At 36.0% G+C, this 14,372-nt stretch carries 14 protein-coding genes; 5 read left to right on the forward strand and 9 right to left on the reverse strand.

The features are described 5' to 3' along the window. Positions 1-48 precede the first annotated feature (48 nt). Together sucC and BM361_RS02815 are read left to right on the forward strand one after the other, a co-directional pair. Positions 49-1,242 (forward strand): ADP-forming succinate--CoA ligase subunit beta, encoded by a 1,194-nt coding sequence (gene sucC, locus BM361_RS02810; RefSeq protein ID WP_038265051.1) that lies wholly within the window; start codon positions 49-51, stop codon positions 1,240-1,242. Between the two features lie 455 nt (positions 1,243-1,697). After that, entirely contained in the window at positions 1,698-2,036 is a 339-nt protein-coding gene (locus BM361_RS02815; RefSeq protein ID WP_038265050.1) for a hypothetical protein, read from the forward strand. 51 nt (positions 2,037-2,087) lie between these two features. Here BM361_RS02815 and BM361_RS02820 read toward each other — a convergent pair whose 3' ends face one another. Continuing rightward, positions 2,088-2,891, reverse strand: a complete 804-nt coding sequence (locus BM361_RS02820) for an alpha/beta hydrolase (protein ID WP_074976787.1) — start codon at positions 2,889-2,891, stop codon at positions 2,088-2,090. A 41-nt stretch (positions 2,892-2,932) separates the two neighbouring features. On the opposite strand from BM361_RS02820, the gene BM361_RS02825 reads away from it, so the two are divergent. Both BM361_RS02825 and BM361_RS02830 read left to right on the forward strand, forming a co-directional pair. Then, complete coding sequence (locus BM361_RS02825) at positions 2,933-3,334, forward strand: hypothetical protein (RefSeq protein WP_038265047.1); 402 nt, start codon at positions 2,933-2,935, stop codon at positions 3,332-3,334. Positions 3,335-3,777: 443 nt separating this feature from the next. After that, the gene (locus tag BM361_RS02830) at positions 3,778-4,212 is read left to right on the forward strand and encodes an Hsp20/alpha crystallin family protein (protein WP_038265045.1); all 435 of its coding nucleotides are present in this window, start codon (positions 3,778-3,780) and stop codon (positions 4,210-4,212) included. 79 nt (positions 4,213-4,291) lie between these two features. Here the strand turns inward: BM361_RS02830 and uvrB are convergent, their stop codons facing one another. The 3 genes from uvrB to BM361_RS02845 form a co-directional block, all read right to left on the reverse strand. After that, positions 4,292-6,280: an excinuclease ABC subunit UvrB gene (gene uvrB, locus BM361_RS02835; protein ID WP_074976788.1), complete on the reverse strand. Its 1,989-nt coding sequence runs from the start codon at positions 6,278-6,280 to the stop codon at positions 4,292-4,294. 150 nt (positions 6,281-6,430) lie between these two features. Next, positions 6,431-7,261 carry an ABC transporter permease gene (locus tag BM361_RS02840; RefSeq protein WP_074976790.1) on the reverse strand — a complete coding sequence of 277 codons (831 nt, stop codon included), beginning with the start codon at positions 7,259-7,261 and terminating at the stop codon, positions 6,431-6,433. 22 nt (positions 7,262-7,283) lie between these two features. Next, positions 7,284-8,186, reverse strand: a complete 903-nt coding sequence (locus BM361_RS02845) for an ABC transporter ATP-binding protein (protein WP_074976792.1) — start codon at positions 8,184-8,186, stop codon at positions 7,284-7,286. A 90-nt stretch (positions 8,187-8,276) separates the two neighbouring features. Between BM361_RS02845 and BM361_RS02850 the strand changes: the two genes are divergently transcribed. Next, positions 8,277-9,359 carry a hypothetical protein gene (locus BM361_RS02850; RefSeq protein WP_074976795.1) on the forward strand — a complete coding sequence of 361 codons (1,083 nt, stop codon included), beginning with the start codon at positions 8,277-8,279 and terminating at the stop codon, positions 9,357-9,359. A 47-nt stretch (positions 9,360-9,406) separates the two neighbouring features. Here BM361_RS02850 and BM361_RS02855 read toward each other — a convergent pair whose 3' ends face one another. The 5 genes from BM361_RS02855 to BM361_RS02875 form a co-directional block, all read right to left on the reverse strand. Further along, complete coding sequence (locus BM361_RS02855) at positions 9,407-10,465, reverse strand: nucleoid-associated protein (protein WP_038265026.1); 1,059 nt, start codon at positions 10,463-10,465, stop codon at positions 9,407-9,409. A gap of 3 nt (positions 10,466-10,468) precedes the next feature. Next, positions 10,469-10,972 (reverse strand): IS1096 element passenger TnpR family protein, encoded by a 504-nt coding sequence (locus tag BM361_RS02860; RefSeq protein WP_038265024.1) that lies wholly within the window; start codon positions 10,970-10,972, stop codon positions 10,469-10,471. Positions 10,973-11,112: 140 nt separating this feature from the next. After that, positions 11,113-12,126: a COX15/CtaA family protein gene (locus BM361_RS02865; protein WP_038265543.1), complete on the reverse strand. Its 1,014-nt coding sequence runs from the start codon at positions 12,124-12,126 to the stop codon at positions 11,113-11,115. A gap of 192 nt (positions 12,127-12,318) precedes the next feature. Beyond that, positions 12,319-13,746 (reverse strand): CCA tRNA nucleotidyltransferase, encoded by a 1,428-nt coding sequence (locus BM361_RS02870; RefSeq protein WP_038265022.1) that lies wholly within the window; start codon positions 13,744-13,746, stop codon positions 12,319-12,321. A 56-nt stretch (positions 13,747-13,802) separates the two neighbouring features. Beyond that, a complete protein-coding gene (locus BM361_RS02875) occupies positions 13,803-14,366 on the reverse strand; it encodes an L-threonylcarbamoyladenylate synthase (RefSeq protein ID WP_038265019.1) in 564 nt (187 codons plus the stop codon). Positions 14,367-14,372: the final 6 nt, after the last annotated feature.

Raw genomic sequence — 14,372 nt, forward strand, 5'->3', positions numbered from 1 at the left:
AATTGAGGTTTGTTACTTTTGCCTAGCTAAAATATACAACTGCTCATTATGAATTTACACGAATATCAAGGAAAAGAAATATTAGCAAGTTTTGGTGTAAAGGTTCAGCGTGGTATTGTAGCACACAATCCACAGGAAGCTGTAGCCGGTGCCAAGCAATTAACAGAAGAAACCGGAACAGGTTGGCATGTAATTAAAGCCCAAATTCACGCAGGTGGTCGTGGAAAAGGTGGCGGAGTAAAGCTTGCTAAAAACCTTAAGGAAGTAGAAGATATAGCAGATCAAATCATCGGAATGGATTTGGTTACTCCACAAACTTCGAAAGAGGGTAAAAGGGTACACCAGGTATTAGTAGCCGAAGATGTTTATTATCCGGGTCCAAGTGAAACTTCAGAATTTTATATGTCGGTACTTTTAGACCGAAGTAAGGGACGTAATATGATTATGTACTCTACTGAAGGAGGAATGGATATTGAAGAAGTTGCAGAAAAAACACCTCATTTAATTTTTAATGAAGAGGTTGATCCAGCTATCGGTTTAATGCCTTTCCAGGCGAGAAGAATAGCTTTTAATTTAGGCCTTTCAGGTAATGCCTTTAAAGAAATGGTGAAGTTTGTTAGTTCACTATATACAGCTTATGTAAAGTCTGATGCTTCATTATTTGAAATCAACCCTGTGTTAAAAACATCGGATGACAAAATTTTAGCTGTTGATGCTAAAGTAACTATTGACGATAACGCATTGTATCGTCACGCTGATTATGCAGAGATGAGAGACCTTCGAGAAGAAGATCCGATTGAAGTAGAAGCAAAGGCTGCCGGGTTAAACTTTGTTAATCTTGATGGGAATGTTGGATGTATGGTTAATGGAGCTGGTCTGGCTATGGCTACTATGGATCTAATTAAGATGGCTGGAGGAGCTCCTGCTAACTTTTTAGATGTAGGAGGGACTGCTGATGCTAAGCGTGTTGAAACGGCTTTCCGTATCATTTTAAAAGATACTAATGTGAAGGCGATATTGGTAAATATCTTTGGAGGTATTGTACGTTGTGATCGAGTTGCTCAAGGTATTGTAGATGCATACAAAAATATGGGTGATGCTATCAATGTACCAATTATTGTTCGTTTACAAGGAACCAATGCTGAGATAGCTAAGGAACTTATCGATAATTCTGGATTAGCTGTACATTCGGCGATTGAATTCCAAGAAGCTGCTGATAAAGTTCAGGAAGTATTAAAGTAATTGATTTTAATATAAATCTTATAGAAAGTCCGGCCTTGGTGCCGGACTTTTTTTGTTATGTCAGTGTAAAGTAGTGGGGGATGAAGGCATGAATTGTAAACTTAATGTTAGTTAGCCTTTGTGTTCATTTATTGAACGAATTGGAGGCTTTTTTTTAAGGTTATAGCATGATTTTAGGGCTAACTTTTAATTAAATTCAATAGTGTACGTTCTTTTTATTAAAGTCGTTAATCCTATGATGTATCTTCTGTTAAAAGAGCACTTAATCGATTAGGAGTTCATTCGTTTGGGGTTCAAGGGGCTTACGTTCTTTTGTTGTCGTAAGTTACTGTTTTTCAGGTGTATTAGGTTAATGTAAAGAGGTTTAAATGTAAGTTAAGGATGACAGAAAATGGTGATTATTTTGTTGATGTGGGCTACATTTGTATTGTAATCAAAAAACAACACAAAAGACTATGAAAGCATTAACAAAAATCATCGCAACTGCCGTTTTAGTTTTATCGGCAAACATGGCAACGGCCAATGTAGAACCAAAGACTTCTGAGGATGAAGTTACCAAGGAATTGAAAAGTTTACTTGGCACTCCCGGTGTTGAGTTTAAAAATCGTGAGCTTACTGCAACTGTTTTCTTCATTATTAACAAGTCTAATGAAATAGTAGTTTCAGATGTTGAAGCTGAAAATGAACTTGTGGAGTATTATATTAAAAGCAGGTTAAACTATCAAAAAGTAGAAACTCAAAAGTTAGTTAAGGGTAAGAGTTACAAAGTATCCGTTACCGTTAAGGGGGAATAGTAGCATATACTTTGGTTGTTAAAAGCTCGCGGATTGCGGGCTTTTTTATTTTTAATAATAGCCTTTTAAAAGCCATTTATAGGCTTTTGGAAATTCCTTTCCCCAAAAGTGTTCATTGTGCTTTTGATTCTTGACAATGTAGTGTTTTATGTTTTTTTGGGGAATGTGTTTTTCTAAAAGTAGTTTCACCATTTTCTCCTGATCGGGTATCATGTTTTCCCCTTCCTCGGCGCCAGTAGCAAAATAGATTTTTACATTGGGTACGTTTTCCATGTTTTCTATCATAGAAAATATTTGATCCGAATACCAAAAACTTGGTGAAAACACTCCTGCCTGACCAAAGGTGTCCTGGTATTGAAAAATAGCATAAAATGAAATCAGGCCACCCAAAGAGCTGCCGAAAATTGTAGTGTGTTCGCGATCTGGTAAGGTCCTGAAGGTCAGGTCGATGTGGGGTTTGACGGTTTCTACTATAAAATCTAAATAATCATTTCCTTTTCCACCTTTATAATCTGGATGTTCAAAAGGAGTTAACTCATCAATTCTTTTTTTGTTTCCATGTTCTATTGCTACAATAATGGTCTCCGCATTTAAATGGTCTAAACTCTCGTCAACATGCCATTCACCGGCATAGGAGGTGTTAATGTCAAACAAGTTTTGTGCATCATGCATATAAATTACCGGATACCTTTTGGTTGAAGTATTGTAATTTTTGGGTAGGTAGATCCAGATTCTTTTATTGGTTTTTAGTTGAGGTGCCTCAATGACGAAATTCGAAACTTGTATCGAAGCAGTTGTTTGCGCGTTAATTTGAACGATAAATAATAATATAAAACCAAGAATATATGGTCGCATCTTGAAACTTTTTATATTTTTAATACTTAAATATAGTAAATATGAGCAACCAATCTGAAAAATTAAGTTTACTGTCCGAATTAATCGCGTTAATTAGGGCTGATCATAAGATCACCGAGAAGGAGGTTGGGTTTTTGAAGATGATTGCGGCTAGTCTGGGGGTTGCTGAAAGTGATTTGGACAAATTGTATCAATCTAATGTTCCATTCGTTCCTCCTGCCTCGGAGGCCCAAAGGATTCTTCAGTTTCACAGGATGATACTCTTAATGAATGTTGACCAGCAGGAACATCCTGATGAGTTAAATAAAGTTATGGAGTTGGGGGTTCGGTTAGGATTAAGTCCATTTGCTATTCATCAGGTATTAAAGGTTATGCATCAATATGAAGATAAGGTTGTGCCTCCGGATATACTAATTAATATTTTCAAAGCACAATATAATTAGTGATCCATCATGCCATTTATTTTACTCCTGAATTCTATGAATAATTGGGAGGAACTAACATATTCTTGTCAGGACTTCTTTTCCATATTATGAACTGCATTTTTATTACTTCTGTTGGCAGGATCATTTTTTAAGTTTTTGATTTTTCTAAAATATGCTAACATATCTGTTTTTCAGGGTGGCGTTTCAATTCTTCTGTTTTCTTTAATATTAATAGCTATTGAATTGGGTTTTGCCATTCATTTTCAGATAATTTATTGTTGGCTTGTTAATGGGAAGATGACAAAATTGTTAGAATTAATCATTTCACACAGGTTGATGCGACATTATGTCATTTACTAGAAGATTTAAAATGACATAATGTCGTTATTTTATGTTTGGAATTAATTTTGACTTAAGCACAATGAATTAATAATAGAAGTCGAATCAAAAAGATTATAAAAATGAACTTAGTGAAAAGAAACCCAAACGTATTATTTCCTTCATTGCTAGACGAGTTATTTAAGAATGATTGGTTTGAAGGGAAAGAGGTAAGGAATTTTAATGCACCAGCTGTTAATATCAGAGAAAGTGAAAGTGGTTATGCTTTAGAGTTGGCAGTACCTGGTTTGAAGAAGGAAGACTTTAATATTGCGATTGATGAGAACGTTTTAACTATTTCTTCAGAGACTAAATCTGAAAAGGAAACCCATAATGAAGAAGGTAAGTATACCAGAAAGGAATTTAACTATGCCTCATTCAGCAGATCATTTACGCTGCCTGAAACTGTTGATGAGGAAAGTGTGAATGCTAGTTACTCTGATGGAGTTTTAACCATCGCATTGCCTAAAAAGCAAGAAGCATTACCAAAGCAAAAGAGAATGATTTCAATTTCTTAAATAGAAGTAGTGTAGTTTTTTCATAATTAGATTATTGGTTAGTTAGTTAATGAAAACGCCCCTATTGAGGGGCGTTTTTTTATTTTTTTTCCTGGAGTGTCTTTATATCATCTCGCAGCTTTGCTGCCTGAATGAAATCAAGATCTTTGGCTGCTTTTTCCATTGCTTTGCGCTTTTCTCTTATCAGTTTCTCTATATCTTCTTTTGTTAAGTAAGTCAATTCAGCTTCCGCAGCCTGACCTAGCCCATTGTTTTGTTCGTAATCATCCGGAGCACTTTTCGTAAGGATGTTTTGGAAGTTTTTCTTTAAAGCAGTTGGAGTGATGTTGTTAGCTTTATTGTAGCTAATTTGTTTTTCTCTTCTATAATTAGTTTCATCGATAGTTTTTTGCATGCTATTGGTAATCTTATCCGCATACATTATGGCTTTTCCGTTTAAGTTTCTGGCAGCCCTTCCTACTGTTTGCGTTAATGATCTGGCACTTCTCAAAAAACCTTCTTTATCGGCATCCAATATTGCAACCAGAGAGACTTCGGGTAGATCCAATCCTTCTCTTAACAGGTTAACTCCTACCAATACATCGAATAATCCTTTTCTGAGGTCCTGCATTATTTCTACACGTTCAAGGGTGTCAATATCAGAATGAATGTAGCGGCATCTTATGCCTGTCCGTGTCAGGTATTTTGTTAGTTCCTCAGCCATGCGTTTAGTCAAAGTGGTCACCAATACCCGTTCGTCTTTTTCTACCCTTTGTTGAATTTCTTCCATCAGGTCGTCGATCTGATTTTCGCTTGGGCGCACTTCGATTTCCGGATCCAAGAGTCCAGTTGGACGAATAACCTGTTCGACATAAACGCCATCACTTAATTCCAGTTCATAGTCAGCAGGGGTTGCTGATACGTATATTACCTGATTTTGAAGCGCTTCAAATTCTTCAAATTTAAGTGGACGGTTATCCATTGCTGCCGGCAATCTAAACCCATAATCGACCAAAGTTTCTTTTCTACTTCTGTCTCCTCCGTACATCGCATGCACCTGAGGTATTGTCACATGGCTTTCGTCAACAACCATTAAATAATCATCAGGGAAATAGTCCAATAGGCAGAAAGGTCTTGTTCCTGGTTCTCTACCATCCAGATATCTGGAATAATTCTCAATACCTGAACAATATCCTAGTTCCCGGATCATTTCCAAATCAAAGTTAGTGCGTTCTTCAAGACGTTTAGCCTCTAGATGCTTACCTATCTCTTTAAAATAATCCACTTGTTTTACCATATCATCCTGAATCATATGAATTGCGTTTTGCAACACATCAGGAGAGGTTACAAACATATTGGCAGGATAGATATTCAGGCGATCATATTTCTCAATCAGGGCATTGTTGGTGGGGTCAAATGCTTCAATTTCTTCTATCTCATCTCCGAAGAAATGAATTCTGTATGCGTGATCAGCATAACTAGGGTATACATCGACCACATCTCCTTTAACCCTGAAATTTCCATTTACAAATTCAGCAGTAGTCCTGGAATAGAGGCTTTGCACTAATTGATGAAGAAATTTTGTTCTTGAGATTACCTGATCACGTTCAATTTTAATGACATTTTTTTGAAACTCTACGGGGTTACCGATTCCGTACAAACATGAAACTGAAGCTACGACCAATACATCTCTTCGTCCTGAAAGTAAGGCAGAAGTGGCACTAAGCCTAAGCTTTTCAATTTCATCATTTATGGACAAGTCTTTTTCTATATAGGTTCCGGTAACAGGGAGGTATGCCTCAGGTTGGTAATAATCGTAATAAGAGACAAAATATTCTACCGCGTTATCCGGGAAGAATTGTTTGAATTCTGAGTACAATTGGGCAGCAAGTGTTTTGTTGTGAGCAAGAACCAATGTAGGTCGTTGAACATTTTCGACGACATTTGCGACTGTAAAGGTTTTCCCTGATCCAGTTACCCCCAGGAGTGTTTGAAATCGTTCGTCGGTTTCTATACCAGCAGCTAATTGTCTGATAGCTTCCGGCTGATCTCCTGTAGGTTGATATTCTGATACTATTTTAAATTTCACAGCTATAAGCTTCTATTAATTAATAGGTTCCCTCATTATGCAGGATGGGTATACAAAGCTAATAAACTGTATAAGAAAAACTGTTTAAGTAATTATAAATTTAATACTTATTGCTATTGAACAATTTGGATGATACACATTAAAATTCGTTTACAAGTCTCTCTTTTTTAAGATCAAATAAGACCAGTAAACGAAGAGTGCTGTCCATACTAAAACAATTAAAATCTCATACCATTGCACGCCAAAATCGTAAGATATATCTTCTCCTATTTGTTGTGCGACTGATTTAACCGCTCCAAGTCTTGTGAAAGGTTCTTTAATTAAATTGCTCATCGCATTTAATGGGAGGAAAGTCAGTACGTTTGAGGCAAAATTCTCATCGAATTTCCATCTAAGAACCAGGTATATCATTCCTTCGATAAATTGCCACAAGATCAGAAAACCCAGTGCAAATGCCGATCTCTTTACCAGCATGCCTAAAAAAAGACAAAACGAAAAGAAGCCAATAAGCTTTATGAAGAAGGCAAACAAGAATTCTAAATCTGATAAAATGATCGATATTTCATTGAAGTCAGAATATATTAATCCTAAAATCAGAGAAACAACAAAGATGAATACGGTTGAAATTGCTGAAAAGCCTACTACGGTCAAGAACTTTGACAGCACAAATTCTCTCTTGCTCAGGCCGTCGATCAGGTTTTGTTTAATGGTTTTGTTGCTATATTCGTTCGCCATCATCGAAACAATAACTATGGCCAGGAAAAGCTTGAAAAAGGCTGCTACAAAGGTGTTAAAATGCCAGATATACGGAAAATTAAAGATCCCTTCCTTCGCTAAATGAAATTTAATGGGACCAATGTCAAATTTAATTGCAGCGATCAGAGCTATAGAGGTTAATAGAAAGAAGTAGGCTATAATTAAAAACTTACTCACTCTACTGTTCCACAGTTTAATAAATTCTATTTCTAAAAGACGTAACATATGGTAGTTTGATTGATGATGATTATTTAGATTCGTTGTTGGTTAGCGCTAAGAATTGTTCTTCCAGACTTTCTTTCCTTTTTACTAAATGGGACAGTACAAAACCTTCTTTGAACAGATATTCGTTAAAGGTGGCGGCATCCATTGGTTCGTTAAGAAAAGCGGTAATAGTTCCATTTTTTGCAATCACATCTTTAATGGAGGGATGGTTCTTTAAGAAGGTCGATAGTTTCTTGTTGTCTTCTGTTTTTAATTCAAAGAATCCATGACTTGCAATCATTTCATCTACACGGCCTGAGTATAGTTTAACACCTTTTCTCAAAACGACCACATGGCTACAGACTTTTTCAACTTCGTCGAGTAAATGAGAGGCTAGTAAAATAGTTGTCCCTGTATTTGCAATTTTGGTTATTAACTCTCTTATCTGGTGTATTCCTTGTGGATCTAGCCCATTAGTGGGTTCGTCTAAAATTAAAATCTCCGGATCGTTAAGTAGTGCTGAAGCGATGGCCAGACGTTGCTTCATACCGAGGGAATAAGTGCTGAAATTACTATCTTTTCGATCCCACAGTCCAACGAGTTCAAGTTTTTCACGAATCTTACCGGTAGCGACTCCTTTGATCTTACAGACCAGCTTGAGATTCTTTTCTGCACTCATATACGGATAAAAATTTGGTCGCTCTATAATGGCGCCAACTTTCTTCAAGGCTTCATGAGTACTGGTTTTTCCATCAAACCAGCTAAAATTACCACTGGTTTTATTAACTACATTCAGTACAATGCCAAGGGTGGTTGATTTACCACTACCGTTTGGTCCCAGGAGTCCGTAAACATTTCCTTTTTCTATTGTAAAGGAAAGGTCATTGACAGCAACAAGCTTCCCAAATTTTTTAGTGAGGTTGTTAATTGTAAGTATGGTATCCAAAAGAAATTTGTTTTTTGATTGTATTTACTTGACGATCTAACTTAGATTTTGTTACAATATAATGTAATTTTGATGAAAACGACTTTATAGATGAGTGAGAAATTAATGTCTAAGAAGAAGCCTGCCTTTCCGATATCGGATAAGTTGCATGCGTATTTAAATGAATACAGCAGGAATACCCAAATTCCAATTTTCTATGAAGACTTGTTGCGCTTTGCCGGATCTACAGTGCTTTATGATAAAAATGATGAAGATACTTTATGGATCAGGGTTTTTTATAATGAGTTTGACAGGCAGGAGATTGATATGAGTTTAAAGCGGGTATACTCTAGTCTTCATTCTGATGGAAGTGACCGGATATTACAGTTTCTAAATGTGGATGCTATTGATTTCTGTACATTTGGTAATTCTCAGCCTTTTAGGGTGAAAGTGAGAAACATCCTCAATGATAACTATACTTATTTCTATGTGAAAAAAGCAGATGCCTCCCGGATTTATGGATTGGAATTAGAGCATATGCTTTCTCCTTATAATTTAAACTTTTTGGTGTATAAGGATACTTTGATAGAAGAGCATATTTCAGGTATACCGGGGGATGTTTTTATAAAAGAAATGCTACCTGATTGCACCGAACCTGAAAAGGCTCAAATAGCTAAGGAGTTTGTGAAATTTAACGAACGTTGCATGATTCGTCTGCTGGGGGATATGCGATCTTATAATTATGTTATAGTTCCAACTCACGACTTTGATCACGTTGTATATCGAATACGGGCCATAGACTTTGATCAGCAATGTTTTGAAGGGAAATTTAAGGTTTACAGGCCTCAATTTTTCAAAGAAAACAGAGTCATGGTTGATATGGTTAGGAATAAGTTACAGCGGAGCTCTGTAGATCAATATAAGGTAGAGGAGCGATCGATAGTTGCTAAAAGACTTATTGGTTATCACGAGCGGATTGAGGAACTTTTAGATTGTGCAAAGAACGATACTATATCTTATGAGGACCATGTAGAGCATTTAAAAATGGAACTGCTGGAATTTGTACAGGATGTAGAATTTAAAAAAGCTCAAAATATGGGGGAGGTATTAGAAGCTGCTCTTGATTTTGTTAAAAGGAATTATGAAGATGTTAGTATGAAACGTCTGTTGCATGGATCAAAAGGGATGAAATAAAAAAACTCCTCTGATGAGGAGTTTTTCTTCTTAATTTATTGTTGTATTTAACTTTTTTGTTCTTTGTTGAAGTAAACAAGGTAGTAATACATTTGCTTTTCTTCATCCCAGCCTTTTTCTACAAATTTTTCCGCAGACTCCGGATTGATAAAATCCATTTTAATCTGAATATTTGTGTCTAGCTGAATTAGGTTTTTTACTTTTTTACGTGCATCAGAAACTGCTTTGTTGGCAATTGGGAAATTGGCAACGTCTTCTATACTATATTTAGGACCTTTTTCTACCTTGTAATGTTTGAATTCCGGAATTAGGTCCGGATTATCAATTACCTCATTAAGGAAATTTGTTTCTTCGAAATCGTCGTTTTTGGCAAAATAATTCATTGATCGATTCATGAACATCACCTCTTCCTTTTTGTCTTCAGCTGGTAATACTACATCTTTGGCAAAATCCTGGCAGAACTTCAGGTATTTTTTAGTGAAGAAGTTTTCATCTGCTAACACATCGACACCCAAAAAGTTCTCAAGCCAGTATTTGGTGTCGTATTTATTACTGTCGACAGACAACACCTTATAGCCTTCCTCTTTTTTTACATTGAATATTAAGCAACCTTTATCTAATTTATTGATATTAATTCCCTGTTTGATCAGGATATCTAAATTACTGCCTTTCTCTTCAAATTGCAGGAAATCGTGTTTTAGTTCGGATTTAAAAACTCCTATAGCATCTACCTTTTCATTATCAAGCATTACATTCGACAAGTATGCTACATACAGCTCACCACTTTTAATGTGTGGGTGGCTACTTTGATCGAACAGGTGAGAGGCTATGCTCTTGGAATGTTCATGTATGGAGGACGGGTTGGAAAATGCTTCAGAGACAATTTTATAGAGTTCATTAAACTCGACATCAACTTCATTGTGAAAGCGATAGTAGTTTTCTTCTTTTTCTCTAAATGGTTTGAAAAAGTATTCTTTTAGAATGGCGGTAATCTCATCATTCAATTTATATGGTTCTTCAGAGAGAAAGACTCCTTCATTCTTACTTTTGTTACCTACTCGATGAATCGAAAGGCTGTCTAATTGCGTTGGATATAAGTTAATCATATATTAATTCCAGTTTTCGTCAAAATCAAAATCGTCGTAATCGTCTAAGTCAAATCCCTCTTCGAGATCATTTTTTAAGGTTTCTCCTTCAAATTCTTTTTCAGGTGGAGCGTCGGGTAGCTGTCCGTGAGCAAAAAGTAAATTAGGATATATTCTACCTTCTTCTTTCTCGGCTATTTCAGCTAATTCAACAAAGAATGTCCACATGGTTAAAAAATCATAAATGTAGATAAGCTTTGTGTTATTCTCATCCAGAATGCTATCTAAAGATGTTTCATTCATTAGTCTTACATCAGATCCTCCTTCACTCATGTCGAATAAAGAGATCTCCTCTCCCTGGTTCCACTCTTCATCACTTAGATAGAATGAAGCCATTTCGCTTCCTTCAAAACCAAAAGCCTGAATAATAGCATTGTGCAATTCCTCCACAGTGTTTTCAGCTTCTATTTCAATATCTCTAAAGATATCTTCCTCTGCATCTAATATAACTCTAAACTTATAAATCATTTCGAAAATTTTTAAAAAAGGGTTCAAAAGTACAATTATTTACCTGATTAACGAGATTTAATTGCTTTGATACTTGACGCTTTTATTAGCGTCTATTTTGGTTTTTAATTCGTAGCCAAATGATAGGGCCCTTGCGTATTTTATCTAAAACGGTGTAATGTAAAAGTCATTGCGCTTAACAGGAAAAATGCACCAACCTGATGTACAACGCCCAGCCACACCGGAACTGCAAGAATTAAGGTAAATACTCCAAGGACAAACTGAAGAATCACTATGCCAAGGAGGGCAATAATACTATTTTTCTGGGGTGTTGTAAGTTTCATTTTACGAGCCTTATAGGCAATCAGGCCTATGATAAAAACCACAATATACGCCAAATAGCGATGGACAAACTGAACTCCACTTCTTCCTTCTGTTAGATTTTTCCATAGTGTTTCTCTTTCAATGAATACAGTGTCGTGTATTAGTTTACCTTCTGACATCAATGGCCAATGATTGTGAACCCATCCGGCATCTAATCCAGCAACAAATGCTCCCCATATTATCTGGATTAGTAAAACAACGGTACCTAAAATTATTAAATTTCTAAATGGTTTATTGACCGGATTACGATTTGGGTATATAATATCCAAGGCTACCCAAAATGTTGCAGCGAAGGTGATGAACGCAGCTATCAGGTGAATGGCCAAGCGATAATGACTTACGTCAGGTCTGTCAATTAATCCACTCTTCACCATATACCAACCTAGAAAACCCTGGAACCCACCCAGGAACATTAAAAATAATGATTTGTAGGTAGTTTTTCTTGTTAGTTGTTTGGTGAGTAGAAAGTATATAAAAGGGATGAAAAATACCAGTCCGATGATTCTGCCTATTAAGCGATGCAACCATTCCCAGAAATAAATGTCTTTAAAGTCTTCAAGAGTGAAGTGATAATTGAGTTTTTGGTATTCGGGGAATTGCTTATAGATTTCAAAAGCGTCATGCCATTCCTGTTCATTCATTGGAGGTAGCATATCGGTAACCAGCTTGTATTCAGACATGGATAAACCTGAATGTGTAAGCCTGGTTATTCCGCCCACGATAACCATGATAAAAATTAAAAAACAACCGAGTAAAAGCCAGTAAATGACTTTTTTAGAATCTTTTTTCACACGTTTCAATTTTAGTATTTATTTTGTCATGAGTTAATTATAAAATTAAGAACGTGTGCAATTACTCCGATGCACTGCGTTCTCTCATTAAGAAGGTTAAACATCTCTTATTATGAAGGAATGTTTAAATTTCTTAATGTTCGTTTCATATGCGTTTTTTTTATTGGTATGGTCGGTTGGTTTATTATTTGATTAGTTATTGATTTTTAATCCTAATTGTTCTCCTTTTTTAATCATAAACTTGTGTGCCGCATTATATTCATTTGGAATTTCTCCTTCAAGAATCGCCTCTTTAATCGCTTCTTTAATTATGCCAATTTCTCTTGAAGGTTTTAGGTTAAAAGTATCCATAATTTCCTGTCCATCTATAGGTGGTTGAAAGTTCCTGATGTGATCACGTTCCTCAACTTCAGTTATTTTATTTCTTACAATCTGAAAGTTGTTATGATATTTTTTAAATTTTTTAGGATTTTTGGTTGTGATATCTGCTTCACAAAGTGTCATTAAGTCTTCTATATGGTCGCCTGCATCAAAGATAAGTCTTCTTACAGCAGAATCGGTCGCTATATCCTGAGCCAAGACTATTGGTCTCGAACTTAACAGTACCATTTTTTGAACAAACTTCATTTTATCATTTAATGGCATTCGTAAACGTTTAAAGAGTTTAAATACCATTTTAGAACCAATAAATTCATGTCCATGAAATGTCCAACCTATTTTTTTGTCGAATTTTTTAGTTGGAGCTTTACCGATGTCATGTAATAGCGCAGCCCATCTGAGCCATAGGTTATCAGTATTTTCACTGATATTATCTACTACTTCCAGGGTATGCCAAAAATTGTCTTTATGACGTTGTCCTTCAATTTCTTCAATGCCCTGAAGGTTAGTGAGTTCGGGTAGAATATATTTTAGTAGTTCTGTTTTTAATAGCAACTTGAATCCAAGAGAAGGTTGAGGCGACAATAGTATTTTATTAAGTTCATCAACTATTCTTTCTTTCGAAATAATTTTTATTCGTTCTTTATTTCGCTTAATAGCCTCGAGGGATTCGTCTTCAATTATAAAACTTAATTGTGTAGCAAATCTTATAGCGCGCATCATTCGAAGCGGATCATCAGAGTAAGTAATGTCCGGATCCAGCGGAGTTTTGATAATTCCGTTTTCCAAGTCTTGTACCCCATTGAAAGGGTCAAGTAACTGACCGAAATTTTCTTTTGATAATGATAGGGCCAAGGCGTTGATAGTAAAATCACGACGATTTTGATCATCTTCCAAGCTACCATCTTCAACAACTGGTTTTCTGCTGTCTTCGTTGTAGCTCTCTTTCCTTGCTCCAACAAACTCAATTTCGAGATCATCAGTTTTGATCATTGCGGTGCCAAAATTCCTGAATACCGAGACCTTAGGGTTTTTAGGGAGTTTTTTGGCTACGGCTTTTGCTAATTCAATACCACTACCTATGGCAACAATATCAATGTCTTTAGGGGTGCCTCTTTCCAATAAATAATCACGAACAAAACCACCAATGACGTAGCTCTTAAGGTTTAATTCTTCGGATGTTTGAGAAATAAGCTCAAATATAGGGTGCTCAATTGCCTTTTTATGATTCTCTGTTGCCACTAAGTAATTTTTTTCAGGAATATATCTTTAAAGAGGATTTTAAAAATCCAACTTTATTATTTACGGATAATTTTAAACACCCCATCATTTCCAATTTTGATAATGGTGGAGGGTTTGTTACATTTTTTATCGCGGTGCAAATTTACTACATAGTCAACACCTTTTAAAATTTCCTGATTTATTTCTGAAAAGGATTGTGGAGTAGGGTATCCACTAATGTTAGCGGAAGTAGAAACTAATGGACGTTTAAACTGTCTGACCATTCTTTGGCAAAACTCATCCGAAGCGACCCGTATCGCAAGTGTATTGTCAGAAGCTACCAAATTACCAGCAACATTAATGGGGTTGTCATAGATGATTGTAGTGGGTTTGTCAGAGGCATCTAACAGTTGATAAGCCACTTCCGGAACTTCGTAAATATATTTTGCCAACATTCTGGTATCTGAAACCAAACAAATGAGTGCTTTAGAGTCTTCCCGCTGTTTCAGGTCGTATACTTTTTTAACAGCTTCCGGATTCGTAGCATCACAGCCTATACCCCAAACGGTATCAGTGGGATATAGTATGAGTCCACCTTTATTTAAAACTTCCAGTGATTTTTCAATTTCAGATTGAAGCATAGAAAA

It is taken from the genome of Zhouia amylolytica (assembly GCF_900116365.1).
Classification (GTDB): domain Bacteria; phylum Bacteroidota; class Bacteroidia; order Flavobacteriales; family Flavobacteriaceae; genus Zhouia; species Zhouia amylolytica.